This window comes from Ideonella alba, assembly GCF_018069875.1.
GTDB classification, from domain to species: Bacteria; Pseudomonadota; Gammaproteobacteria; order Burkholderiales; family Burkholderiaceae_C; genus Ideonella; species Ideonella alba.
In genome coordinates, this window is sequence record NZ_JAGQDF010000001.1 from 601,983 (window position 1) to 628,267 (window position 26,285).

General features: G+C 71.3%; 15 protein-coding genes. 11 read left to right on the forward strand and 4 right to left on the reverse strand.

All coding sequences use genetic code 11. From position 1 onward, the window contains the following. Positions 1-44: 44 nt before the first annotated feature. Positions 45-248 (reverse strand): hypothetical protein, encoded by a 204-nt coding sequence (locus KAK07_RS02675; RefSeq protein WP_210858883.1) that lies wholly within the window; start codon positions 246-248, stop codon positions 45-47. Positions 249-461: 213 nt separating this feature from the next. Beyond that, complete coding sequence (locus KAK07_RS02680) at positions 462-4,496, reverse strand: SUMF1/EgtB/PvdO family nonheme iron enzyme (protein WP_210858884.1); 4,035 nt, start codon at positions 4,494-4,496, stop codon at positions 462-464. A gap of 112 nt (positions 4,497-4,608) precedes the next feature. Between KAK07_RS02680 and KAK07_RS02685 the strand changes: the two genes are divergently transcribed. The 10 genes from KAK07_RS02685 to KAK07_RS02730 all read left to right on the forward strand — a co-directional run bounded on the left by KAK07_RS02685 (position 4,609) and on the right by KAK07_RS02730 (position 19,721). After that, the gene (locus KAK07_RS02685) at positions 4,609-8,775 is read left to right on the forward strand and encodes an SUMF1/EgtB/PvdO family nonheme iron enzyme (protein WP_210858894.1); all 4,167 of its coding nucleotides are present in this window, start codon (positions 4,609-4,611) and stop codon (positions 8,773-8,775) included. 250 nt (positions 8,776-9,025) lie between these two features. Further along, positions 9,026-10,471 carry a ThiF family adenylyltransferase gene (locus KAK07_RS02690; RefSeq protein WP_210858896.1) on the forward strand — a complete coding sequence of 482 codons (1,446 nt, stop codon included), beginning with the start codon at positions 9,026-9,028 and terminating at the stop codon, positions 10,469-10,471. 143 nt (positions 10,472-10,614) lie between these two features. Then, complete coding sequence (locus KAK07_RS02695; protein ID WP_210858898.1) at positions 10,615-11,853, forward strand: AAA family ATPase; 1,239 nt, start codon at positions 10,615-10,617, stop codon at positions 11,851-11,853. Positions 11,854-11,856: 3 nt separating this feature from the next. Continuing rightward, on the forward strand, positions 11,857-12,507 hold the full coding sequence (locus KAK07_RS02700; protein WP_210858900.1) for a DUF4276 family protein: 651 nt from the start codon (positions 11,857-11,859) through the stop codon (positions 12,505-12,507). Positions 12,508-12,546: 39 nt separating this feature from the next. Beyond that, positions 12,547-13,491, forward strand: a complete 945-nt coding sequence (locus tag KAK07_RS02705) for a hypothetical protein (RefSeq protein WP_210858902.1) — start codon at positions 12,547-12,549, stop codon at positions 13,489-13,491. Between the two features lie 191 nt (positions 13,492-13,682). After that, on the forward strand, positions 13,683-14,507 hold the full coding sequence (locus KAK07_RS02710) for a phosphodiester glycosidase family protein (protein ID WP_210858904.1): 825 nt from the start codon (positions 13,683-13,685) through the stop codon (positions 14,505-14,507). Beyond that, positions 14,504-15,370 (forward strand): hypothetical protein, encoded by an 867-nt coding sequence (locus tag KAK07_RS02715; RefSeq protein WP_210858906.1) that lies wholly within the window; start codon positions 14,504-14,506, stop codon positions 15,368-15,370. The genes KAK07_RS02710 and KAK07_RS02715 overlap by 4 nt, the downstream gene beginning before the upstream one ends. Positions 15,371-15,565: 195 nt before the next feature. Continuing rightward, the gene (locus KAK07_RS02720; protein ID WP_210858908.1) at positions 15,566-16,948 is read left to right on the forward strand and encodes an AAA family ATPase; all 1,383 of its coding nucleotides are present in this window, start codon (positions 15,566-15,568) and stop codon (positions 16,946-16,948) included. 32 nt (positions 16,949-16,980) lie between these two features. Continuing rightward, positions 16,981-17,742: a hypothetical protein gene (locus tag KAK07_RS02725; RefSeq protein WP_210858910.1), complete on the forward strand. Its 762-nt coding sequence runs from the start codon at positions 16,981-16,983 to the stop codon at positions 17,740-17,742. Positions 17,743-17,873: 131 nt separating this feature from the next. Next, the gene (locus KAK07_RS02730) at positions 17,874-19,721 is read left to right on the forward strand and encodes a hypothetical protein (RefSeq protein WP_210858912.1); all 1,848 of its coding nucleotides are present in this window, start codon (positions 17,874-17,876) and stop codon (positions 19,719-19,721) included. Between the two features lie 204 nt (positions 19,722-19,925). On the opposite strand, the gene KAK07_RS02735 is transcribed toward KAK07_RS02730, so the two are convergent. After that, the gene (locus KAK07_RS02735; protein WP_210858915.1) at positions 19,926-20,738 is read right to left on the reverse strand and encodes a hypothetical protein; all 813 of its coding nucleotides are present in this window, start codon (positions 20,736-20,738) and stop codon (positions 19,926-19,928) included. A gap of 190 nt (positions 20,739-20,928) precedes the next feature. After that, a complete protein-coding gene (locus KAK07_RS02740) occupies positions 20,929-21,372 on the reverse strand; it encodes a hypothetical protein (RefSeq protein ID WP_210858917.1) in 444 nt (147 codons plus the stop codon). A gap of 189 nt (positions 21,373-21,561) precedes the next feature. On the opposite strand from KAK07_RS02740, the gene KAK07_RS02745 reads away from it, so the two are divergent. Continuing rightward, positions 21,562-26,184 (forward strand): formylglycine-generating enzyme family protein, encoded by a 4,623-nt coding sequence (locus tag KAK07_RS02745; RefSeq protein ID WP_210858920.1) that lies wholly within the window; start codon positions 21,562-21,564, stop codon positions 26,182-26,184. Positions 26,185-26,285 lie beyond the last annotated feature (101 nt).

The following is a 26,285-nucleotide window of genomic DNA, read 5'->3' on the forward strand; positions in this document are numbered from 1 at the left end:
GCCCCATGCGAGGGACCCGGTGGGACCGGCGCGGCCGCAGCGCGTCAGTCGTGGGCGCTGCGGGCTTGCAGCGCGCGGGCGGCGGCTGCGGCGGCGGCCTGCTCGGCGCGGCGGCGCTGTTGATCGGCGGCGGCCTGGATCAGCGCGACCAGCGGGGGCGGTGGCGCTTCAGCCGCAGTGGGCGCGGGCGCTGCCGCTGGCGTGGTGGCTGGCGTGGTGGTGGGCAAGTCAAGCAAGGGGGTGTGCATGGTGCAGCTCCGTTCAGTGGATGAAGACTGCATTGCACGCGCTGGCGTGCGGCCAGGGGCCACAAAAGGCGGCGAAGCAGGCGTTGCGTTGGGGCGCGGGGTACGGGGTGACCCCTTTCAGAAAAATTTTCGCTGGCGCGCTTCGCGCGCCAGTCCGCAGGCCACCGCTGGCGCGTTCAACCTACCGGGTAGGCACGCCACCTCTGCTGGTGTTCAGTGTTCTGAATGGGGCGGCCACACACGCACGACACGCACCCCGAAGAAGCTGCTGAGGCTGTTGGGGTGGTCGTGGTCGCGGAACGAGGCGCGGCACTGTGCAGCCGTGCTGCCGAACGCCCCGCCCCGCAGGGCTCGCCAACTCCTTTGATCGTCGACTTTGGCAGGCACCTGCGCCGCCCGTTGCCAGCGCTCTTCGCGCCACCCGCCCTTGCGCTGCTCATCGCTGAGCACGTTCGAGCACCACTCCCAGGTGTTGCCCTGTGCATCGAAGAGCCCCGTCGGCGTGGCCCCCAGGCTGTGGCTGCCCACCGGGGCGGTGGTGCCCAGGTGCATGTCGTGGTTGAAGTCCAGCGGACCGGGCGAGCGGGTGCCGCTGCCGTGGGCCCAGCCGGCGGCACGTGGGGCGCCTTGCAGGTCCGGGCCCTGCACCGCGGCTTCCCACAGCACTTCGGTGGGCACGGCCAGCGGGGGCCTCTCGGCCACTTTCCGGCCCTGCTGCTGCCAGGCCACCGCGTCCAGCGCATCGGCCCACGCGGCATAGGCCAGGGCTTCATGCGCCGTGATGCCCACCATCGGCTGCAGCGGGTTGGTGAAGCGCGGGTTGTCCCAAAGCCAGGGCTCTTTCTGGAGGCCGCCGTTGTCGCGCAGCCAGCCCTGAGCAGCCTGACCGGCCTTCACCCACCAAGGGGCTTCCATCTCATAGCCGCCGCCGGCCAAGAATTGCTGCCATTCCTGTACCGTAACGGCATAGCGGGCCGTCTGGAAGGGCTTCAGGTCCACCGTCCAGGTTGGGCGTTCCCACTCTTGCCCGCCGCTGTCGCTGCCGATGCGGTAGGCGGTGAGCTCTTTGCTGCCGGGCTGGCCGCAGCACAGCCAGTGCGGCTGCTTCAGGCGCAGGCCTGCGATGGGCCAGCCATCCACCTCGCCCGACACGTATTCGTAGCGCAGGTTGTCGGCCAGTTCGCCCAGCAGCAGCCCGGCCTCAATGCGGTGGCGGATGTCGCGGCCCTTTCCGCCCAGGAAGTACTGCCACTCCTGCGCCCTGTGCGCATCCAGTTCCTCACCAAAGCCCGCCATGTGCTTGGCCAGCGCTGCCTGGGTGTCATCCTCGCCCACCACGCAACCGGCGCGCAGCCGCTGATGAACCCGCTCGCCAGCGTCCATGCTGCGCAACAGCAGCACCCGGCGCAGGTGTTGCAGTTCACAGTTCGGCGGCTGGCCACTCTTGCCGATGAAGGCGCCTTGGGGTTCCAGGTCATTGCGTACATCCACCGCCACGCGGGCTGCCAGCGCCAGGTTGTCTTCACGCAGTAAGCGGCGCAGCCAGGCCGCCCGGTCGCTGGCCATTTCCACGACGAAGCGCATGCGCTCCTGCTGCGGCGTCACCGCGGGCATCTGGATCCTGGCGCGTTCGACCGTCTCCAGGTGCCTCACCAAGCCCGCCTCGTCCGGAGGATCCAAGGCGGGTGGGGTCAGGTCGGGCAGGTCTGGGCGCTCCAGCCCGCAGCCCAGCGCCGCAAAGAACTCCAGCCACTGCTGGTGCACAAAGGCGAAGTGGCCGTCGAAGGTCTCGGCCGCCAGGCCCAGGGTGGTGACGGCCTGGCGCCAGGCTTCAGCCTGCTCGCCCTGCAGGCCCGGCGGGGCGGTGTCGGCCGGTGCTTCCACCAGGGGCTGGCTCTTCGCGTCCTGCATGGCGTCGGCCTGGCGGCGCAACTGGTCGATCAGCGTGCCCGGCTGGGCGGGCAGCCGCCAGTTCCGCTTGCGCGCCTCTTCCAGCGCACGCGTGCCGCGCAGGCGGCTGGGCAGCAGCCACTCGGGCAGCTGGCCGCCGCGTTCGTCCAGGCAGTGCCACAGCAGTGCCAGGAACAGCGTGCCGCGCTGGCGCGGTGGCAGCAGGTCGGGCCAGCGGCGCAGCAGCGTGCACTGTGCGGCCATGATGCCGGGGCTGCGACAGAAGCGCTCGAAGGGCGTGTCGTCGGCATGGCCGTGCGCGTCGTCCAGGTCCAGGCGCAGGGAATCATGCAGGCGCTGGGCGGCGGTGGCGTCCAGGTCGCGGCGCTGGATGTACTCGTGCCAGTCGCTGCGCCGCCAGGGTTGCAGCACGGCTCGCTGGGCGCGCCATTGCGGGTCGGCCTGCGACACCAGGTCCAGCCCGTTTTCCAGCTCGCGCACGGTGAAGACCGGCGGAAGCAGCAAGCCCTGGTGCTGCTGCAGCCAGGTGCAGATCAACGCCATCACGGCGCGGCGCTGGTCCATGCCGGCTGTGGGCAGCTCATTCAGGGCGTCAATCAGCAAGCGCCAGCGCAGCGGGCATTCGGCGGCAGGCTGCTGCAGGGCCTCGCCCAAGGGCGGCAGGCCGGGGCTGTGGCTGTGGATGAAGGCGATGAAGGCGTCGATCACGGCCTGCCGGGCTGCCGCGTCGGGCTGGTGCGGCAAGGCCGGTGGCTGAAACGCGCGCATCGGCAGGAAGACGCTGACCTCGCCCCAGGGCTCGCCGCGGCGGCGGCGCTGCAGCGCCTGGCGCGCGGTGTCGCACTCGCGGGCGGCCAGCAGCGTGGTCTTGCCGCAGAAGGGGGGCGACTCGATGCACCAGGCCGGCTCGCGCTGGTAGGGGTCATCGTGCAGCAGGTGGCGCAGTTCCAGCGGCTGGTCGGCCAGGGCCCGGCGGGCGGCGTCGTCCGCCTGGTCGCGGTAGGTGTCGGGTGCCTTCAGCTGCAGGCGCTGGTAGTGCTGGTCCAGGCGCACCGGGTCGCCAAAGGCGCTGTGGCTGCCGCTGGCGCGCTTGGCATGGCGCCACACCAGGAAGGCCTTGATGCTGGTGGGTTTGTCGCGGCAGCGGGCCACGCGTTCCAGCAGGTCCATGTCGGTGAAGGGCTCGCTGCGGGTGGACAGGTGGCGGTGCAGGGTGCGGGCGTCGGCATCCAGCCCGCCGTTGCATTCGTCGGCAATGCGGACCACCAGTGCGGCCAGGTCCACGGGCTTGGTGGCGGGCAGCTCGGCGGCGTTGCTGTGCTGGTCATGCGCCACATAGCGGTGGCTGATGTGGCGGCCGGTGGGCAGTTGATCCAGCGCGGCGAGCTTGTCGTCCACGCCGCCCACACGGTGCAGGCAAGGCCATTGGACGGGCGCGTCAGGCGCCATGTCTTCCAGCGGGCCGTCCAGGCCGGCGGTGATGGTCAACTCGGCGGGCTCGCTGTCGTAGAGCTGGTCGGCCAACTCGGCAAACTCGGGCCGCAGGTGGTCGCGCAGCAGGTACAGCGCGCCATAAGCCAGGGTGGCGGTGGCCGACGGGCCGCTCAAGTGTTCCAGCGCGGGCGGGTGGGGCAGGTCGCCCGAAGGCAGCGGGCGCAGGTTCCAGGCCACGCTGGGCGCTCCGGGCTGCAGCACCCGGCGCAGCAGGCGCTGCACGCGGTGCACGCCTTCGGCAAAGTTGTCGTCCACCGGCAGCAGCAGTGCACCCGGGGCGCGCACCAGGCTGGGCTGGGCGGGCTGCAGGCTATCGGCCCGCAGCGGCAAGGCCCACAGTTGCAGCCGGGCCAGGCGGCCGCTGTGGAGGGCGCCTGTCCAGGCGCTCACCAGCAGTTGCACCAGGTCCAGCGTGTCGGCCCGCGGCGGCGGCCAGTGGCCGGTGTACAGGTCCTGCAGCAGAGCTTCGTCCAGCGTGGCCGGTTGGGCGGCGCCGGGCAGCTCGTCGGCAGCGCAACCGGCGGCCAGGGCTGCGGCGCGCGCCGGGCTGAGGGCGGGCAGGGCCGGGCTGCCTGGTGCGGTGTCGGAGTGGGTGCCGCTGTCAAAGGCCAGGCGCTGCAAGCACAGCACACGGGACAGTGCAGCCCGGGTGCCCTCGGCCTGGAAGCTGCGCCCCACCAGCATGCGGTGGCACAGCAGCAGCCACTGCGGCCAGTCGCGCAGGTGCGTGCTGCGCAGCAGGGCTGCGCTCAGCGGTGTGTGGCCGCCGGCGGCCTGATCATGCAGGGCTGCAACGGCAAGGTCCATCGCCGACAACTCGTCGGCCAGCAGGGTGTAGCGCATGGGCTGAAGCGCGGGTAGGCGGTGGCGGGCAAGGTCCATGCTGCCACAGCCGGGCGCCGCGTCGGCCATGGCAAGATCGTGCCAGCCCTGCCTGCCCACGCCCTGGTTGTCGATGTCCGAGTCCGACGAGTCCCTGCAGCCTGCTCTTCAGCGCCTGTTCCAGCAACTGGACGAGGCCCAGCGCCAACCGACTGCGCCTGAGGCCGTGCAGCCCTTGCCGGCCGACTGGCTGTTCCTGCCCGATGCCGACACCGCGCCCTGGCCGTACTGGCTGCACCTGTGCCGCTGCCTGATGCTGGGGCAGGGCACGGCACCCGGCAGCGGCGAAGCCGCCTGGCTGCGTGGACACATCACCAGCCGCCAGCTGAAGGTGGATACGCTGTGGCTGCCCGGCTGGGGCCAGCCGTCACTGACCCACCGCCCCCTGTCGCCCGCGCGGGTGGCGCAGCTGGCGGCCTTTGGCCTGCAGCAGGACGAAGGCATAGGCCGCAGCCAGTTGCAGGGCTTTGCGCCAGTCTGCCTGGAGGAAGACCTGCTGCGCGCCGCGCTGGATGCCGGCACCGTACCGCCGCCGCGGCTGCGCTTTGTGCAGCCAGTGGTCTCGGCCCTGCTGCGCAGCCATGGCTATGGTGCCTTGACCGAGGTCCAGTTGTGGCGCCACGACGAGGCCCCGGCGCAGAGGCCCGCCGACGCCGGCCGCCTGGTGCGCGCCCCCATGGCCGCCCTGGTGCCGCTGGATGAACAGTTTGCCGAGGGCCTGACCCGCGTGCAGGCGCTGCTGGACATCCTGCTGCGCCCGGGTGCACCGGCCGTGTCGTGGTGCATGCGGCCGCTGAAGGAACTGGGCGCCAAGCATGCGCCGCACCCGCTGCCGGCGCTGCTGGGCCCGTCGGCCACCGCCACGCTGTCCCTGGGCTGCCTGGTGCTGCTGCGCGACCATGTGCGTGACCCGCAGCACGACCTGCTGCCCGAGCTCCTGGCCGGCCACGCCGCCGAGCTGGCCCAGCTGAAGGCCGCGCTGTACGACTGCCAACCCACCCGCGCCATTGTCTCGGCCGCGCTGGGCGACTGGCCAGCGCCCGGCGCCGCCACCCCGTGGCCGCCGCTGCGGCCGGTGGGGGGCGTCACCCACAAGCTGGGCGTGACGGTTGATGTGTCGCCGCAGTACGGCATCCGCTGCCACTATTACGCCCAGGGACAGGACGGCGTGGGCGTGGACCGCTGGCACCCGCCGGTGCAGCACCTGGGTGAGCTGGTGCAGCGCGTGGCCGACGACACCAGCGACCTGTCACCCGCCGCGCGCCTGCTGCATGCCCAGCTGGTGGACCCGCACGCCGACGAGGCCGCGCTGGACCCGCAGTTGCTGAAGAGCGTGGCGGCCGGCACCTCGCCCACCAGCCTCCGCGGCTACCTGCTGTGGCGCTATGCGGTGCATGCGGCCGGCGAGCACCAGCCGCTGGGCCCACCGGTGCGCCTGCACCGCCACTTCGTGCACCTGCACCTGCGCGACAAGCAGGCCCGTCGCGACACGGCGGCTGGGCCCCCGCCCGAGCTGCCGCGCGATGAAGACCCCCACCTGCGCCGCGACCTGGCCACGCTGCTGCAGGACGACGAGTTCCGCGACGCCTGCGCCTGGTCCATCGAGGCTGCGCCCTACGCCGGCAAGACCACGCTGCTGTGCGAATGGGAGATGCGCTGCGCCCGCAACGCCCTGCGCCAGCACCACCAGGACGGGCGAAGTTGGGGCGACGAGATCTGCCTGCTGCTACCGGTGGGCACGCTGGCCCAGGCGCTGCGCGACGGCCGTGGCAGCTTTGAAGAGCGCCTGCTGGCCTGGATGCAGGGCCACGCCCCCGGCCTGCCGCCGATTGACCAGCTCTTGCGCGGCGAGCCCACCTCGCCGGATGAAGCGCCACCGCGTCTGCGCCTGCTGTTTGACGCGCTGGACGAACTGCAGGCCCCCACGCCGGAAGAGCGGCGCCGCATCGAGCGCGCCTTGTGCACCTGGCTGGCCGCGCCCGGCCGCGCCGGCGCCCTGCCGCCAGTGTTCACCGTGCGCGAACAGGAGCGGGCCGGCACGCTGGACGTGGGCCATTGGCAGCCCCGGCGCGTGGACCTGCTCACCTGGCGCCCCAGTGACATGCGCAGCTACCTGCTGGACCGCTTGGCGCCCGGTCTGCACCCCGGCACTGAGCCCGCCGCCGGCAGCCCTGCCGCCCAGCTGCTGCAGGTGCTGGGCCTGTCGGCCACGGCCGACGCTGCGCAACTGGACCGCCAGCCGCTGAACAGCATGGCCAGCTTCTGCGCCACGCCGGGCATCCTGTCGGCCCAATGCACGCTGATCCAGACCTGGCCCGGCCGCCGCCTGCCCGAGCGCCGCGCCGAGCTGCTGCTGGCCCTGGTGGCGTACAGCCTGCACCGCAGCCAGCACCGCGACGAGCTGCAGCCCGAGGCCTGGCTGCCGCAGAGCATGCGGCAATGGCTGCAGGACCTGCACACGCTGGACGACTGGCGCCTGCCGCCCCACCCCGGTGGCCTGCTGCAAGGCCTGGCCCGCGTGGCCGATGCCATGCAGGACGACCAAGGTGGCCGCACCACCGTGCTGCCGCTCGACAAGGTCTTCGACGCGCTGGCCGGGCCTGACGCGCAAGGCTGGTGGCAGGCCGTGCGTGCTACCGGTCTGGCCTACGCCACGATGGACCGGCCCACCAGGCAGTGGCAGTTCCGCTTTGTACACCCGCAGTTCCAGGAACTGTTTGCCGCGCTGGGCCTGCAGCGCGATCGCCTGCCCAAGCTGCATCCGCCCGACCTGGAGCCGCCCACCGAGCAGGCGCTGGCCGACAGCCTGAAGTCGTGGCGCGTCAGCTTCGACCTGCCCCAGGTCACGCCGCACCACGAACGGGTGTGCATGGCCGTAGCTGTGGCGCTGTCCCATGAGCGCGCTGCTTGGCTGCGGTGCCTGCTGCTTGCCGGCAACCTGCCGTTGGCGGCGCGGGCAGGCATTGAGGCGGCGTCCGAGCTGGAGCCTCAGGGCGCCTTCATTGGCAAGAGCGGCCGAGCACCGCAACGTGAGCTGCAGCACCTGCGCCGCACTTTGCTGTTGCGAAGTATGGATGCGGGAAAGCAGGTACGAGAGCGGCTGCGGGCCGGTAACGTGGTGGGTGAGGATGACACCCAGGCTGCTCTAGCCGAGCACATGGCGGGCTTCGACGACGAACTGGATGCGCTTTGGGCTCAGGAGTGGCAGCACTTCTGCAGCGGCCAGGGCCGCGACATTCGGCACCGCATCGAGGCGGGGCTGCTGCTGGGTGAGTTGGGCGACAACCTGCGCTATGAGTATGTGTCGGGAACTGTGCAGGGCTGGCCGATTTCTGGTCTGTACTTGAAACCGCCGCACTGGCTGTGGCGCGGGCAGCCCGGCAATGCGAAACGCACCTCCTACCGAATTGGCAGTGATGGCGGTGGCGACGATGACGAACGCCCATCCTGGACGGTGGAGCTGCGGCGGTTCCAGACCGCCCGCTATGCCGTGTCCGTGCAGGAGTGGCAGCACTTCATGGCCAGCGGCGGTTACGAGGTGGAGGCCCCCTGGTGGGTGACGGCAGGACCCGCCGCACAGGGCTGGCTGCGTGACAACGGTGGACGTCAGCGACAACCCTGGCGGTGGGGCGACGCGCGGTACACGAACCCTCTGCAGCCGGTGGTAGGCATTACGGTGTTTGAAGCAATAGCCTATGCCGCCTGGGCCGATGCTCTGGACGCTGTGGCCTGGCTGCAAAGAGGGCTTGACCAATCTGAGCGACAACCTTTGACCCTGCCCACCGAAGTGCTTTGGGAAGCAGGGGTGCAGGGGCCGGATTTGAGTGGCCCCCCGCGGCTCCCAGGCTGGGCCCACGGCATCGGCACCCGGCCACCCGGCTTGCTGGATTTCAACCATGACCTTTACCAGGGCCGAAGCGCCCCGATCGGCTGCTACAGCTTAGGGTCAACGTCGGCGGGGCTGTTCGATGTTCAAGGCAACACCTGGGAATGGTGCTCAAACGTTTGCGGCTTTGAACAGCGTAGGTACGGTTGGAATGAACATCGATTGAGGCTCGAGGCCCAGAAAGCTGCCGAGCTTGACGATCGACAGAGCGACCGATCCCTCAGGGGCGGGGCCTTCAACATCACTGCTGATCAGTGTCGCGCCTCGTACCGCAATCACCACTACCCCAGTTTCCAGAACGTCAGCTTAGGGTTGCGCCTAGTGCGCGCCTGGCCTCCCCATCCGGAACCCTGAACACCTGCAGCCTTGGCCTGCTGACCCGGCGAGTTTGCTGTACCAGAGGCGGTCAGTGGATGGGCCGGAGGAGCGCGCCCACAGCTCGTCACACCGAGGATTCATCCGGCCACGATGCGAACGCGCTCATGGCCGCGTTTTGTGCGCACTGCGCGGCAGCCTTGTCGTGCAATGGCGCCGCTGACCGCAGGGCGATGGCATATCGCCTCCATCCCGGGTCAGCGCACCCTCCACTGTGCGCCCGAACGCCTTGCTGCCAACCCCCAACCCCGACCCGGCCCCCACGGCACTGTGCCTGCCCAGGGCCCAGCTCGACACCCTGTTGCACCTGGCGCTGGCCCGCCCCGCCCAGCCGCCGCACACCCTGCTGGCCCATGCGCCGCTGGTGCTGCAGCCCGCGCCCGGCGGCCTGCAGGCCCTGGCCGGGCCGCTGAGCACACAGCGCCTGCGCGCCCTGCCGCCGCAACCCGGCCACCCGCCCGAACCGCCACCGACCCACGGCCTGGTGCTGGTGGCCGTGGCATCGCCCGGTGCCCCGCCGCCGCAGGGCGATGCGGCCTGTGAGGCCTGGCTGCTGCAGCACGCCCCCGGCTTTCGGCTGGCCACTGCGGCCATCAACCCTGCGCTGGTGCTGCTGTGGCTGCGGCTGGACGGCCAGGCCACGTTGCTGTTTCGCCATGGCCGGCAACCGGCCAGCGCTGGCGCGCCACGCTGGGTGCCGGTGCCGCAGTTGCATCTGCCCGGGGGTGGCATGCAGCGGGTGGACCTGGCGGCCACCACTGGGCGGCAACCCGACCCCGAACCCGACGCCAACGAGCCCGACCCAGGTCCCGACGACCGCCGCGACAGCCGCCACCTGGCCGCTTTCGGCGCCGCACCGCTGCGCCACCTGCAGCGCAGCCACATTGTGCTGGTGGGTGCGGGGCGCGTCGGTTCGGTCTTCGCCCATGGCCTGGTGCGCCTGGGTGTGCAGCGCCTCACGGTGATCGAGCCCGACCACATGGAGCCGCACAACGAAGACGGCGATGTGGCCCCGCTGTGCGAGGGCCGACCCAAGGTGGAGGCGCTGCAGCGCTTCGTGCGCGGCCTGCAGCGCCCCGGCGCGGTGCTGGACCTGCAGCCCTGGCCGGTGTCCAGCGCCCGGGCGGGCGCGCTGATCGCCCAGGCCGATGCGGTGCTGGTGTGCGTGGACAACGACGCCGCCCGCCTGTGGGCCAACGCCTGGGCCCTGGCCCACAACCGCTGCCTGCTGGCCGTGGCTACCCGGGTGCAGCCCCAGGGTGCCGAGGCCGACCTGCGCCTGCTGCCCGCCGGCAGCGGCTGCCTGGCCTGTGTGGGCGGCTATGTGCAGCGGGCAGAGCTGCTGCAGCAACTGGCACTGGACGGCCCGGTGCCCACGCCGGCGGACTTTCGGCAGCAGCGCCAGGGTTCTCTGCGGTCCTGGTCGGCCCTGGCCGCCCACCTGGGCCAGCGCCTGCTGGAGCAGCACCTGCTGCGCCCCGGCGGTGGCGCCCTGTTCCGGCAGTTGCAGGAAACGCCGCAAGGTGGCCTGCAGGTGCGTGACTGGCGGCCCGAGGACGACGGCCGTCCGCGGGCCTGTCCCTTCTGCAGCACCTTGCAAGGCGCTGGCCAGGCGGCCGTCACGCCGCAGCGTCTGCGTGCCTTGGTGCGCCTATGGCTGGACAGCGCGATGTAGGCCGCTCAACCCCACCCACAGCACCAACCCGCAGCAGGATGGCAGCTGTCAGCTCCGGCCGGCGCGCCGGAACTTGCTATCGTGTCAGGGCGCCAGCCCGGTTGTGCGCACAATGCGCTCCAACACGACGGCCTTCGCCTGCCATGACCACTTCACCCCGCCAGTTGCCCGCCGGTCCGGCCCGCATCGAGTACCTGAAGGTGCAGAACTTTCGGGCCCTGCGGGATGTGGAACTGAAGGACCTCACGCCGATGACCGTGCTGCTCGGCCCCAACGGCAGCGGCAAGTCCACGGTGTTCGATGTGTTCGCCTTCCTGTCTGATTGCTTCGAGTCCGGCCTGCGCCGCGCCTGGGACCGCCGCGGCCGCGCGCGTGAACTCAAGACCCGTGGCAGCGAGGGGCCGCTGTCCATCGAGATCAAGTACCGCGAGCCAGGCTACCCGCTGATCACCTACCACCTGGCCGTGGACGAGCGCCACGGCGCCCCGGTGGTGGTGGAGGAGTGGCTGCGCTGGACGCGGGGCCGTGGCGGCAAGCCGTTTCGCTTTCTGGACTACCGCGAAGGGCGGGGCCAGGCGGTCAGTGGCGAGTTGCCCGATGCGCAGGACCGCCGCATCGACGTGCCGCTGAAATCGTCGGACCTGCTGGCCGTCAACGCCCTGGGGCAGTTCGCCGAGCACCCCCGGGTGGCGGCGCTGCGCGACTTCATCACCGGCTGGCATGTGTCCTACCTGTCGGCCGACAGCGCACGCGGCCAGCCCGAGGCCGGGCCCCAGGAGCGGCTGTCGCGCAGTGGGGACAACCTGGCCAACGTCATCCAGCACCTGGCCGAGCGCCATGGCGATCGGCTGGAGGCCATCTTCCAGTCGCTGCGGCGGCGCGTGCCACGCGTCGAGCGGGTGCTGGCCGAGCCCATGGCCGACGGCCGCCTGCTGCTGCAGATCAAGGACGCGCCGTTCAACCACCCGGTGATGGCCCGGTTTGCGTCTGACGGCACCTTGAAGATGCTGGCCTACCTGGTGTTGTTGCACGACCCCTTGCCGCCGCCGTTCATTGGCATTGAAGAGCCCGAGAACTTTCTGCACCCGCGGCTGCTGCCGGAGCTGGCGGAAGAGTGCCGCCAGTCCACCGAGCAGACCCAGTTGATGGTCACCACCCACTCACCCTTCTTCCTCAATGCCCTGCGTGCCGAGGAGGTGCGGGTGCTGTGGCGCGACGAGGCCGGCTACACCCAGGCCGAGCGCGCTGCCGACCTGCCGGGTGTGCGCGACTTCATCCAGCACGGCGCATTGCTCGGCCACCTGTGGATGGAGGGTCACTTCGGCGTGGGGGATCCGCTGGTGAACCAGGGCGCCGCCTCGCTGCCGCTGCACCGGGGCTGAGCCATGCCTGCGGCCAGGCACTTGGTTCTGCTGGTGGAAGAGCCCTCGATGGAGGCCTTTCTGCAGGCGTTGTTGCCGCGCGTCCTTCCGCAGGGCTGCAGCTTCCAGGTCCGTGCCTTCCAGGGCAAGGACGACCTGCTGGCCAAGCTGGAGAGCCGGCTGCGGGCCTATGCGCAGTACCTGCCCAGCGATTGGCGCCTGATCGTGGTGGTGGACCGTGACGATGAGGACTGCCAAGCCCTGAAGGCGCGGCTGAACGCGTTGAGCGACCGCGCCGGTCTGCTGTCCCGCAGCCAGGCTGTGGCCGCCGGTGCGGCCGACTGGCAAGTGGCCCACCGCATCGCCGTGGAGGAGCTGGAGGCCTGGTACTTTGGTGACTGGCAGGCGGTGCAGGCGGCTTATCCGCGGGTGAGCCCGGGCATTCCCAGAGGCCGTGGGTTCAGGGATCCGGACGCGATCGCCGGCGGCACCTGGGAGGCCTTTGAGCGGGTGCTGCAGCGCCATGGCTACTTCAAGGCGGGCTTGGCGAAGATCCAGGCCGCGCGGGAGCTGGGCCGGCACCTGGAGCCCGCGCGCCAACGCTCGCCAAGCTTCCAGGCCTTTCACGCTGCCCTGATCGACGCCTGCGCCGAGCCAGTGCAGCAGCAGGCTTGATCCGCCGCAACATTTCGCACCCACCCAGGAACGCCCGCCATGACCGAGCACCCTCTGAACCCCGACGACCGCGCTGGCCTGCAGCGTGCGCTGGACCACGCCCGCCAATGGGCTGCTCAGCACCAATGGCAACTGGGTGCGGTGGAGATGGCACTGGGCGCCAGCCTGCTGGCCTGGGGCGTGCAAAGTGGTGCGGTGGAGATGGGTCAGCAACTGGTGGCCTCGGTGCTCAGCGACGGCCAGCAGCAAGGCCTGTTTGGCGCCGCAGCGGGCGCGGCGCTGGGCACCCTGCCGGGGCTGGTGCTGCAAACGGTGGGCGTGGCCGCGATGGGCACCGCCTTCTCGGTGCCCGCGCTGGTGCTGATGGGCGGGGGCGCGCTGCTGATGGGCCTGGCTGGCTACGGTGCCGGGCGATTGGCGGCCGACTACCTGCAGGCAACGCCGTCCTTGGCCGAGGCCATCGGCCCGGGCTCGCTGGTGGTGGTGGGCGTGGCGCTGCTGCTGGATGGCGCCCGCCGCATCGCCAGCGATGCGCAGGTGCGCGCCGCCGTGTCGCGCTTTGCCGATGGCGTGCTGCATCTGGGCAGCGTGGCGGCGCAGCAGGTCCTGTCCAGCCTGCAGACCCTGGTGGACCACCTCAACGAGGCCATGCAGGACCTGGCGCGCAGTCCTTTGGCCATGGGCTCGATCGCCGCCGCCACCGCGGGCGGTGTGGTGGCCGGAGGCGCGCTGGCAGCGGGCTCGGTCACCGTGCTTGGCTCGCACACCCTGGGTGCCGCCGCAGTGACCCTGGGCCTGGTGACCGCGCCCGTGTGGCCAGTGGTGGCCGGCGGTGTGGCGGCGGCGACCGGGACTTACGCCGCCTGGCGCTGGTGGCGCCGGAAGGGCCAGAAAGCGCCGGGCGAGGCAAGCGCCGGGACCCCGTTGATGCTGCCGCGCATGACGGCGCTGGCCATCACCTGGGAGCCTCCGCCAGCGGCTTGACCGGCTGGCATTCAGCCGGGGGGAGGAGCGCCTGTCGTGGTCACACGGCCGGCGAAGGGGTGTTCACTGCACGCTGGTTCGTCCCGCAGCTCGTCCGCAGTTCTGGGGACGACGCGGCCCATTGCATCCGGACAATGTGGCGCGCCATGCTGTGGGTGACAGCGTGGTCTATCCATCCACAGGGGGCGCCAATGTCGAAGATCGCCACATGGGCTTGTCTGCTGCTCCATGCGTCCTGGGCTTGCGGGGCCGGTCAGCCTGACGAGCGGCTGGACGGCCTGCTGCAACAGACCCGGCAGGACCGGGAGGTTCTCCACGGCGGACGAACGGCCGCAAGGTTCGTGACCTACCGCGACGCGGACCCGGCGTCCGCGACCTATGGCGTGGAGCTGTGCGTGCTGGAGGCGGGCTCGGCTCGCTTGCGCGTCAAGGATATTCGCCAGAACCAGTCGCCCAGGCAACTGTTCCCGTCCGTGTTCCGCGACAAGGCCTTGGGTGCCATGACCGGTGGCTTCTTCGGCAAAGGGAAGGGCGGTGAGTTGGTCCCGATGGGATGGGTCAAGTCTGAGGGACGCGAGTTTTCGCCGCGCCACCCCTGGACCAGCGGCGGCTTCGTGGCCTGGGGATCGCAGGGCGCAGCCATCGTTCCTGTGTCCAAGGCTCGGTCGCTGTCGGCCTACCCCCAAGTCCTGCAGTCCAAGCCACTGCTGATAGAGCAAGGGCGCAACGGCATCAGAACGGCGGGCGAGGATAGGTTCGACCGCAGCGCGGTGGCGCTGGATGACAGGGGGCGTCTCTACTTCATCGTGCTGCACGAACCGGCGGGTCGGGCCGGCAGTCTGGCCGAGTTCTCACATGTGCTGCTGCGCTACCGCTCGGCCGATGGGCAGGCGCTCCGGCAAGCACTGGCGATGGACGGTGGGCCTGGTGCACACCTGTATGTTCCTGCCCTGGACAGGCATTGCGGTTCCGGGGTGCCCAACTATGTTCCCAACGCCTTGTATCTTGAGCCATGAACGCACCCCACACCGAACCCCGACCGGCCGATGAGCGCAAGCCGCTGATCGACCTCAAGCCGATCCTGATGCCCGTGCTGGTGGCCGTCGCCTCGTCAGTGGGCAGCCTGGTCGCCTACGTCTTTACGCCACTGAAGGAAGTGGTCAACGGCATGGTGTGGGAGGAACAGGCCGAGGTGCTGCTTATCACCCAGTCTGCCCATCCTGTCGAGGGCGAGGCCCTGGCGGTGGATGTACTGGTCCAACCCCGCTCGCCGGTTCCGCTGTCGGAAGGGGTGCTGCAGATCACCACCCAGCCTGCGGGCTTGCTCCGGCCTGCCCCGGAAAACCCCAAGCGACTGGCGCAAACGACCAAGAAGATCGATGCCGCCACCAAGCTCACCCAGGAGCCGCTGGAGTTCATTGCCCAGGCCTCTGGCAAGGCAGAGATCAAGGCCACGCTGACCACCCGCTCACGGCGGGCCTTCGAGACCGTCCTGCAGGTGGAGATTGCGCGCTCCACAGGTGAGCGTTTTCCGACCCGCCGCAGCTTCACGGGCGTGTGGAACATCGATCTGGATGGCATCACCGGGACCATGACCTTGACGGATGTGGCTCGCACACTGAAGGGCAGCTATGTGCTGTCCGATGGCCGACGCGGCCTGGTCGAGGGCACGCGAGATGGCAAGACCTTTCGCGTGACGTTTTACGTGGAGGGTGATTCGCCTGCCCGCTATGCTGTGGACGCGACGTTTGATCCGGACGACAAGGCCGACCTGGAGCTGACCGGGAGCGCCCGATTGCGAACCCCCACCGGCAACAACCTGGAGCCCTGGAAGGACCTTCGGACCGTCACTTTCCACGGGGTCGCGCGCGCGCCCTGATGGCGCCTCTCAAGGAAACGCAGGGCCGTCCCAGGTTTCCTTGTCGCCCGCGGGGGGCGGGCTGGGCGTAGCCCGGCCCTTGGGGGCTCAGTACCTGCATACTGCCGTACTTTGTCGCCCCGTGTCGCCCTGACGCGCCGACCATGACTCCCGTGCCTTGCCGATGGTGCAGGGCCCACCCAACGGGAGTCGACGATGTCCAATGCTGCACGATCGCTGGCCGCCGCCTTGGCGGCGGGCCGTGAGGAGGAACAGGCGGAGCTGGGGGCCTACCTGCATGACCTGACGGCGCAGGCCCAATCGGGCCGGCTGTCGCCGGTGGTGGGGCGCGAGTCCGAGATCCTGCAGGTGCTGGAGGTGGCCTCGCAGCGGCGCAAGGCCAATGCGGTGCTGATCGGCCCGGCCGGCGCCGGCAAGACCGCCGTGGCCGAAGGGCTGGCGCAGCTGTGTGCGCTGCACGGTGAGCGCCTGCCCGGGCACCTGCGTGGACTGCGCATCCTGCAGCTGGATGTGGGCGCGATCATGGCCGGGGCGGGCGTCTACGGCACGGTCGAGCAGCGCATGGGCATGGTGCTGCGCGCGGCCGAGGCGCCGGGCACGCTGCTGTTCATCGACGAGCTGCACACGCTGGTGGGGGCGGGCGGCCGCGCCGGCCAGAACGACCTGGCGCAGTGGCTCAAGCCGCACCTGGCGCGCGGCGACCTGCGCGTGCTGGCGGCCACCACCGCGGAGGAGTACCACCAGATCATCGCCCGCGACGCGGCGATGGAGCGGCGCTTCAGCCCCATCTACATCAGGCCGATGAGCGATGCCGCGGCGCTGCGCGCCTGCGAGTCGCACGCCCGCTGGCTGAAGCTGAACACACCCCCGCCGCAACTGCGCCCGGTGCTGCGCCATGTGGTGGCGCTGGCGCGGCGCCTGCTGCGCCACCGTTCGATGCCCGATGCCGCGATCGACCTGCTGGAGCGCAGCGTGGCCATCGCCCAGCTGGCCGACAAGCCGCTGGCCAGGGCCCATGTGGCGCAGGCGGCCGCGCGGCTGTCGCACCTGCCCGAGGACCTGCTGCGCCGCCTGCGCGTGAGCCAACGGACGCCCGGTGCGCGTGGTCCTGTGGCCGAGGGCGACGACGCCGTGGTCAGGCGAGGCGTGGCCCAGGCCTGCGCGCACCTGCTGGCCCTGTTCAGCGCCGCAGCGCCGCCGTCGCCGGATCACGCCGCCTGCATGGTGGAGGTGCCCGGCAGCGACAGCGTCGGCCGGCGGGTGGCTGATCGCCTGGCCATGCTGCTGGAAACCCAGGTGGTGGAGCTGGACGCCGAGCTCAGCGAGCGCGAGGTCTATGGCGCCGAGCCGGGCTACATCGGCCACGGCCAGCGCCGGCCGATCCACCGCCTGCAGGACCAGCCGTTCGCGGCGGTCCATCTGCGCGGCGCAGCGCAGGGCGCCAGTGGCCGACGCCTGCTGTCCGATCTGCGCGGCGGCGCCTTCACCGACACCGAAGGCCGCCAGATCCCGGTGCACCTGGCCGTGATCTCGACCGAGGGCGGCGCTCGCGCGCCCATGGGCTTCACCGCCCGCTGAACCATCCACCACCCCCTGTTCAGGAGCACACCATGCATGCTGATCTTCGCCGTCTGCTGGCCCGTCTGGGTGAACCGCCCGCCGATACCGATGACGACACCCATGACGACACCGACAGCGCCTGCGGCGACGGCGCGGGCACGTCCGACGCCGACGCCCTGGTGCAGGCCTGGCGGGCCCTGGCCCAGCCGCAGGCCCTGCAGCCCGGGGATCTGGTGCGCTGGAAGCGCAGCGCCACGGGCTTGTGCCTGGCCAACCGCACCTGCCCGACCGCAGACGAACTGGCGGTGGTGGTTGAGGTGCTGCCGCAGCCCGTGCTGCTGCAAGGCGCGGGCGTCGATGCCGGCACGCCCAATTGGCTTGAACCGCTGGACCTGCGCCTGGGCGTGATCGATGAGGACGGCGACTTCCTGATCTACCACTACCACTCGGCCCGGTTCGCCAAGGTGCCGCTGCGCCAGGCGCGCAGCCAGGTGGCGCAGCAGTTGCAGTCACTGCAGGCCACGCTGTCCACCACGCACCACTTCGAGCCCGGCATGACCGTGCGCTGGAAGCCCCGCATGCGCAACCGCCTGTGCCCCGGCCAAGGCCAACTGGCGGTCGTGCTGGAGGTGCTGGACCCACCTGTGCACGACCCCAGCGCCAATGCCGGCACGCCGACGTTCCGCGAGCCGCTGGACCTGGTGCTGGGCGTCATGGTCAAGGGCCAGCTGATGCGCATGCATGCGGACAGCCACCGATTCGAGCCGGTGCCGACTACTGATCCGGCCGATCCGCGCCAGGACGCCGCATGAGCGCACGCGCGACAACCGCTGTGTCCCGAACGTGCCGGCCTTTGTCGGTGGACATCGGCCAGCCTCCACTTCAATGACCCACAGGCCGGGCGCAGGGTGCGCCCGGCCGAACCACTCACCAGGAGCCTTCCATGACTGCCCAGTTCACGCCGCTGCGCATCCTGCACCTCGTCTCTTTGCTGATCCTGATGGCCAGCGTGGCCTTCGCGCTGAATGCCTACATGATCGTGTTCGCCGCCGCCGGCATTGCGCTGGTGCTGGTGGGTCTGCTGCATGTGCTGCTCGAGGGCCTGGCCCACGCCATCATGCGCCGTGCCTACCTGGAGGCCGCGATGTTCGGTGCCGGCGCCCTGCTGGTGGTGTCCATCACCGCGGCCCTGACGGCCGCCAACCTGGACAGCACGATGTTCGCGACGCCGGCGTCCAAGCGCCAACTGACCGAGATCCGGGGACCGATGGAGCGCGAGCTGCAGCGCGTGATCGGCCAGGCCGAGACCGCTCACGCCGCGATGCTGGCCTGGGCCGAGGATGCGGGCCGGAAAGCCGAGATCGAGAAGACCAAGGGCGGCAGCTGCCCCAACCGCGTCAACACGCAAGGTATCGAAGGCCCGGTCACGCTCTGGCGCAAGGACGACAGCCAGATCGCCGCCACCCTGGCCAAGGACTTGTCGGCCCTGCTGGACACTGCGCGCGAGCGCACCAACGAGCTGGTGGCCCTGGGCAAGCCCAGCGATTTCTCCGGCGTCAAGGACGTCTACGAGAAAGCCAATGCGGCCGTGGACGCCGCCGCGCTGCTCACAGCCGGTGGCTCCTACGCACCCGGCGCGCTGCGCACGCTGGAGTCCCAACGCATCAGCAACATCACCTACGGAGGCGGTCAGACCGTCAACTGCGGCGACAGTGGCCGCCTGGTCCTGATCGAGCGCGCGCACTTTGCGCTGACCGCGTTGGCCGCTGTTCAGCCCCCGCCGCGCATGCAGCCGGCGGTGGACGTGAGCGACCGCAACGACGTGGTGACGCGTGCGCTGCTGCGCAGCATCAACACCGTCGCATCGGTACTGACCTTCGGCCAGGCCGGCTCGTTCGCCGGTGACCAGGCGATGACGCATGCGCTGAAGACCAATGGCGTCTGGAATATCGAGACCCTGCCGATGACGCTGGCCGCGATCGCAGAAACCACGCTGGCGATCAGCACGCTCTTGCTGGTCCGCCTGGGGCGCCCGCCGTTCTCGGACAACGTCATCGACTGGCTGCGCGCAGCCCGCGAAGGGGGCCGCCCGCATGGCGTGGTGCGCCGGCTGCTGCTGACCATCGCCACACGGCTGGGCAACCTGTTTTACGTGGTCCCTGAGACCTCGGCGCCGGTGGCCCCCTCCATGGCCTCGGGGGGTGGGCGCGGTGCACGCGGCCGCCCGGGCTTCGAGCCGCTGGCACTGCCGCCCGAACCCGACTGTCGCCAGCGCGAGGCCGGCTTCGCGATGGAACTGCTGCCCTACCACCTGGCCGTCACCGATCGCGACTTCCTGATCATCCCGATCGACGCACAGACCCAGCGCGTGCGCAACATGGCCCATGTGCTGCGTGCCCAGGGGGTGCTGCAAGCCCTCAACACCTCAGCGGCGCGCGACCTGGTGCGCATGCACCCGGAGGTGGGCGAGTGGCTGGACATGGTATACCCGCAGGACAGCCTGCAGCGACACCAGGATCAATCCGGAACCTGGTGGTCTCGCCTGTTCAAGGCCCGCCCTGCTCAGGGTGATCAACGTCGATTCCAGGTCTTTCAGATCGAACCGACCTATGCCCAGTTCATGCGCCTGCGTCACCTGGATCAACTGACGGCATTCCCAGCTCCGGCCAGGCTTGGGCACGTGCCCGCCGCTACCAGCAGCGCTGACGACGTTCCGGCGGTCCACCCCACCGCCGGCCGTCACGTCTCGCTGCGCCGGCTGCTGGCGCAGCGCCCAGGTTTCGGCCGCTGAGGTGGGGCCAGCGCTACGTAGCGCTGGCCTGCCGACGCGTAGAGGGTGCAGGCCGGACATCGTGCGCTACGACGGCCCAATGGGCATGCCGCGTCCTCACGCACGGCACCGGGCTCCTCTCGGGGCGCTGGTGGCCTGGCCAGCGGCGGTCCAGGGCCGTCATCGTGCGGGCCTGCACAGCAGGCGGTCCGGGTTCAGGAGAGGTCAGGTCGCTTGGCCCGGCGGCGAGTTGTCGCCTTTGCTACCACCGGCGTTGTCCGCCTGGCCACTGTTGGTTCCGTCCTTGCGCACATCCTCCGGCGTGGCCTGGCGGGTACTCTGGGCGTCTTGGCCACCGTTGGGTGACCCAGGCGTGTTGTTCGCGTTGTCGGTCGACGGCTCGGGCGGCTTGTCATCGCTCTTGCTGCGCGCCGCAAAGTAGAAGCTGGTCACTGAGGTCATCAACGTGCCCACCAGCACCAGCAACTGCTTGGCCAGATCGCCCGATTCCGGCGACGGGCTGGCGCGCAGGTTCACTTGGTAACGGCGATGCTCACGGGGGCAGGCGCGCTCTTGTGCCACGGCGCTGGCAGCGTCGCCTGCACTGCGCGCGCCGCCTGATGTGTTGCGCGTGATGGCCCCGCTGTCCTGGGCTGCGTCAGTGCAGTAGTCGAACAGCACGTCCTGCACCCGCACGCCAGACTGCAGCAGCAGCGCGTTGCGCGCGTCCTCGGTCAGGCTGCTCACGCTGTAGATGCCGCCGCCCTTGGCGGTGCTGCGGTACAGCGTGATCGAGATGATGGCGAACAGCACGATCAGCGACAAGGCGATCACCGCGCGCATCGAGCCCTGTGGCAACGCCAACGGCTGTGTGGGGTCGGTCAGCTCCAGCCGCTTGTAGAGCATGGCCACCAGGGCCAGCGTGCCCAGCAGGATCATGATGCCCAGGATGGCCAGCACGGGCAGGCCCACGGACTTGACGTCGTCCATGCCCGAGAGGCCGAACACCACCGCCAGCAGCGGCAGCAGCACCAGCACCGTGCCTACACCGGCGGCGCCGCCGCCGAGCAGGTCCTTCCACGATGTGGGTTCGGGCGTGGTTTGGGGCATGGGGCCTCCTGGTGGATGTGCCCGCCCCCGGTGTGGAAGCGGTGCGGCCCCATTGTTCGGATCTGCGCGCGCTTGTCGTCCTCAGGCTTGAGGACCGGGCGCGGTGCGCCGGCGGGTGTCAGCGCGCTGCGAAGAGCGGGGCGTGCCCACAGGGCAGGCTGCCCGGCTCGCGCTGCGCGCCGCGCAGCCGAAGCCATTGGCGGCCGGCACGCTGCACAAAGCGCTTGAGCGGCGCCAGGTCGCGCTGGGCGCTCACCACCACCACGCGGCCCACGCGCGGGTGCAGCGACAGGTCCTGCACCAGGCACTCGTGCAGGGCCTGCAGCGGCGGGCGAGGGGTCATCCCGCAGCTGGGCAGGGTCAGCAGCAGTTCCGTGCCGCGGCGCTCCAGGGCCTGGGCCAGGCGGCTGTTGTGCGTGGCCGGGCTGCCCAGCGCACGCTGCACCGTCAGCGGCCCCAGCAGGCCGGCCAGCGCCAGCGCGCTGTGGACCAGCGCGGCGTCGGTGGTGGGCAGGTGGTCCAGGTCCCAGTAGATCGCAATCTCGTCGTCAATGCTGTTCATGGTGTGGTCCTGTCAAGGCCGTCGGGGTGGCAACCCGCTGGCGACGGCCAGTTCGCCAGCAGGTGCTGCCATGCTCGGCATCACGGTGCGCCAGTGGCCGACAAATCCCGGCAAACCCGAACCTGTGCAGGCACCCAGGCCAGTCCGCGCCGCGGGCAGAATCAGTCCACCCACGTGCCCCGCCCACCCATGACGCCCCAGACCCAGAGCCTCTGGATTGCCGCCCTGCCCAACCTCTTGGCCGAGGGTTGGCACAGCGAGTTGCTCACTCGCCAGGGCAGCGTGCCGCCGCCACTGCTGTACCTGGCCGCCGGCCTGGCAGGGGTGGACGAGGCGGTGGCCACCTTGCGGAACAGCCTGCCCGTGCTGGCCCAGCTGGCCGCGCCAGTGGATGGCTTGGGCCAGACCGTGCCCTGGGCCGAACGGCCCGAGCGCCAGGTGCAGCGGGTGGTGCAGGCCCTGCTGGCCGGGCAGCGCCTGGTGGTAGCCGACAACCCGGCCACGCTGGGCCTGGATGCCAGCACCGCCGCGCACAGCCCGCTGGCGCAAGCCCACCTGTCGCAGGCCATGGACCTGGCAGCCCAGTGGCTGCAACAGGCCTCAGCCGTAGGCCCCCTGGGCGAACCCACCCATCGCCTGGCGCCCTACCGGTCATGGCACGCGCCGGATGCCCTGGGCCCGGAATGCCGCCTGCCGGTGGCGCTGGTGGTGGAGCGGCCGTTTCAGGGCCTGGGCCCTGAAGGCGTGCCGGCGGAGCTGTGCCTGCGCCTGGTGCGGGCCCGCGGTGCGCGGCTGTGCCTGGCCCCGGCGCCCAGCAGTGCCTTGCTGTTGCGTGTGGGCACCGAGTGGGACGACACCCTGGCGCGCCTGCAACAGCAACTGCAACGCACCCTGGTGCGCAGCCCGGCCTGGCCGCTGGAGGACCTGGCCATCGCCTGGGACCTGCACCGCTCGGACGGTGGCGCGCTGGGCGTGGTGGCCGGCGGCTCGGCCGGCGCCAGCTTCGCGCTGGGCGCGCTGTGGCTACTGCGCGGCGCTGCGCCACCTGACTGGGCACCGCTGCTGCGCCCGCTGCTGCCGCGCCACCTGCGCCGGCTGGCGCTGACCGCCACGCTGGAGCCGGGCTGGGGCCTGGGACCGGTGGGCGGCGTGCGGGAAAAGGGCCAGGCGCTGCGGCCGCTGGCCCGTGCGCTGGCCCAGGCGGATCCGGCGCACCCGCTGACGCTGGGCGTGTTCCGCGACCAGCCGCTGCCCCAGGCCCGCCCGGGCGATGTGCCCACCGAACCCTTTGGCACCCTGTGGCACGTGGCCGAGCACCTGGTGCGCCAGGCCGACGCCCTCAGCCCTGAGCAGCAGCAGCTGTGGCTGGCGCTGGTGGCGCCCGGGCACGAACCCCCTGCGGTTTCACACGCACTGATCAAGGCCGTCGCCGCGCAGCCAGCCCAGTCGCTGCGCCAATACCTGCTGCGCTGCTGGGCCCAGTGTGGCCTGGCCTTGCGCGGTAGGCTGCACCAGCGCTTTGTGGAGATCGACCTGGAGGTGCCGCTGGAGGTGGCGGAAGACGCGATGGGCGCCGACGCTCCCTTGCTCCAGCAGGGCGCCGGCCCCTACGACCGCCTGCTCAAGGTGTTGCAGGTGCACGATGCCAGCAGCCGCCCGCAGGCCTACCTGCTGACCGGCCCCGCCGGTGCCGGCAAGAGCACCTTGCTGCGCCACCACCTCCAGCAGGCTGCGCGCCGGCTGCTGCAGCACGAGTACGGCAGTTGGGAACCGCGCCCGGACGAGTCCGACGAACCGCCCTGCGAGGTGCCGGTCTACCTGCCGCTCAAGGCCCTGCCGGAAGCCCTGGAAACGGCCGAGCTGCCCGCCTGGCTGCAGGCGCACTGGGCCGACGCCGGCCCGCCTGAGCTGGCCCAGCTGCTGGCCGGCCGCGGCGCCTGGTTTGACGACGGCCTGCGCGCCCGGGTGATGCTGGATGGCCTGAACGAAGTGGCCGTGGCCCGCATGAGCCAGCGCGGCGACCGGGCCGGGGCGGTGGTGGATGCCGTGCGGGCCCAGCTGCGCCACGCCCTGCCGCTGCTGCTGAGCAAGCGACCGCGCCATCGGGCCACCTTGAGCTTCCCGGTGCTCGAGGTCATGCTGACGGATTGGCAGGAGCCCCACATCCGTCGCTACCTCGCAGGTGTCTTCGGGCCCGAGGCGCACGCCGCGCGCTGGGAGGCCCTGGCCGCCGTCAAAGGCGCCGTGGCCCTGTGCGGCCGGCCCATGCACCTGGCCGCCCAGTGCGAGCTGATGCGCAGCGGCTTTGCGGCCCCGCCGGGCGACCGCGCCGCGCTGTACCAGGCCTGGCTGTGGCTGCGCCTGCGCCGCTGCTTGGGCCACGCCGAGTGGGAAGACGACACCCGCCAGGTGGACCACACCGTGTGGCAGGAAACCGGCCCCGACATCGCCGACCAGCGCCTGCTCACCGCCGCCGACCGCGCCGCCATCGAAGACCACGACGCCTGGCGCCTGGGCCGGGCCCGCCCCTTGCCCATGCAGGGCCAGCTGCTGCGCAGCCTGGCGCGGCAGGCGCTGGACCAATGGAAGGCCGATGCTGAAGCCGGCCAGGCCGCGGGCGAGCGCACCGCCAACCCCCAGCCCTGGGCCAGCGTGGCGCCCTGGCTGGCTGCTGCCCAAGTTGCGGTGGATTTCGACACCGATCTGCGCCACCGCTTCGGCCGCGCCGCGCGTGACCTGGGCCTGGTGCAGCTGGACGATGGCTTCACCGAATGGTGCTTCGATCACCAGAGCTGGGGCGAGTACCTCGCCTCGCTGCACCTGCTGGCCGGCGAGCCCGCGCTGCCGCCCTGGCTGCTGCAGCGCCTGCAGGCGCCGGCCTTGCCATATGCCACCGACGAAGAGGAAATCGCCGCCTTTGACCAGGCCGAGGCCAGCGCCTGGCGCGCCGTGCCCCAGGCCGTGTGGGACGAACTGGCCCGCGACGGGCTGAGCGTGCCGGACGAGCACTTCATCAACGGCAACTTTGACAGGCCCGCCGCTGACGCGCAGGAGTTGGCCCTCATGGAGCGCGTCCTGAGAGAGGAGTCACGCGCAGCCGACTTTGCAGACGGGACCCTAGCCTTCATCGACGAAGGCGAGCAACGCGTTTGCCATGCCAACCTGGTGCAGTGGGGCGACACCACCGGCGTGGGCGACAGCCTGGGCCTGGGCCGCCAGGCCTGGCGCGATGCCCAGCAGGCCGGCGGCGCCGGCTGGCAGTTCCTGGTCACCCAGCGCCTCGATACCGTGTTCCAGGCCCGCTTCTGGGCCTGGCTGGGCGAGCGGCTGGACGACGAACTGCTGCGCCGCCTCAAGGCCCAGCATGGCCGCCTGAGCCCGCCCCCGGTGGCCGACGGCGCCGAGGTGCTGGGCCTGGCCCTGCTGGGCCTGCCCGAGGACCGGCTGGCCGCCTGGCTGCAGGCCCTGTGCACGGCCGATGCCACGCCCGGCGTGGCGCCGCTGTGGCCGGCGCTGGAGCACGTGCTGCCCCAGTTGCAGGCCCGGCTGGAGCCCCAGGGCGCCTGGGGCGAGCGGGCCGCGCCGGCCCTGGCGCCCAAGCAGCGCCCCCCGCCGAACGACGTGCTGCAGCACCTGCGCCGCGTGCTGCTGCTCACCGCGCTGGATGCAGGCGCCGCCAGCGCGCCCGGCGTGGCCGCCAGCGGCCAGCTGGCCCTGCTGGACGCGCCACCCCCCGTGCCCCTGCCGGCGCCGCTGCAGGCCCACTGGCAGCGCTTGCGCGCCCAGGCCTTTCAAGGCCCCGGCCAGCGCCTGCGCCGCCGCCTGCAGGCCGGCCTGATGCTGGGCGCCTTGGGCGACAACCTGCGCTACCAGTTCCGCTGCCCGCAGGTGGCGCCGGGCCAGTTCCAGCCCGGGTTGCGCCCGCATCCGGTGTTGTGGGCTGCCGTGGGCCGGCCGGGCCGGCTCAGCCGCTTTGCCATCGGCGGCGGGCCCTTTGCGGACGAGCAGCCCGCCTGGGTGGTCCGGCTGCCGGGCTTCCTGGCCTGCCGGTTGCCGCTCACGGTGGGCGAATGGCAGTGGTTCCTGCCCAGCGCGCAGTCCCAAGGATTCGGCTGGACGATGCAGCACGACCCGCTTTACAACAACCCCGCGCAACCCATCACCGGCATCAGCGCCCGGGCCGTGCAGGCCTACGCCGCGTGGGCGCAAGCCTTGTATGCCGACGACCCCCGGCCCTGCCGTGGCGAGCGGGCCACCCTGCAGGTGCCCACCGAGCTGCAGTGGGAGGCCCTGGCCCGCGGCCCGCTGCGCGGTGTACTGGGCCGCTTTGGCCAGGCCCTGCGCAGCGGCTGGCGCTGGCGGCGCGCACCAGGCGCCACTGCTGCACTCCACGCCGATGCCCCGACCCGCTACAACCACGCCCGCAGCCGCTGCGGGCGGCCCAGCCCGGTGGGCGTGTTCAGCCGCGGCATCACGGCGCTGGGCCTGGCCGATGTTCAAGGTCAGGTGTGGGAGTGGTGCGCCAGCGCCCTCACGCCCGAGCAACTGGGCCAGGGCTGGCAGCCCGGGCCGCCGCGCGACACGCCGGCCGTTCGGGTGGAGCCGGGCGACGACCGCTTCCGTGCCCTGCGGGGCGGGGCGTTCGACCTCACGGCAGCGCAGTGCTGCGCCTCGTTCCGCGACCGCGGCCACCCCGACAGCCACCTCAGCAAGCTCGGCGTGCGCTTGGTGCGTGTGTGGCCGCCCCATTCAGGACCCCGATCTCCGTGGCGGTGGCTGAGCGACTGGCTCCGCCGAAGGCAGGCCCGGTGACAGGACGGCGTTCAGCCTGCGGGCGGCCGGCGCGCTTGGGTTGCCCACATGCCGCCGCCAGCCGCCCAGCGGGCGGCCCGGGGCCTGGCCGAGGCGGCTGA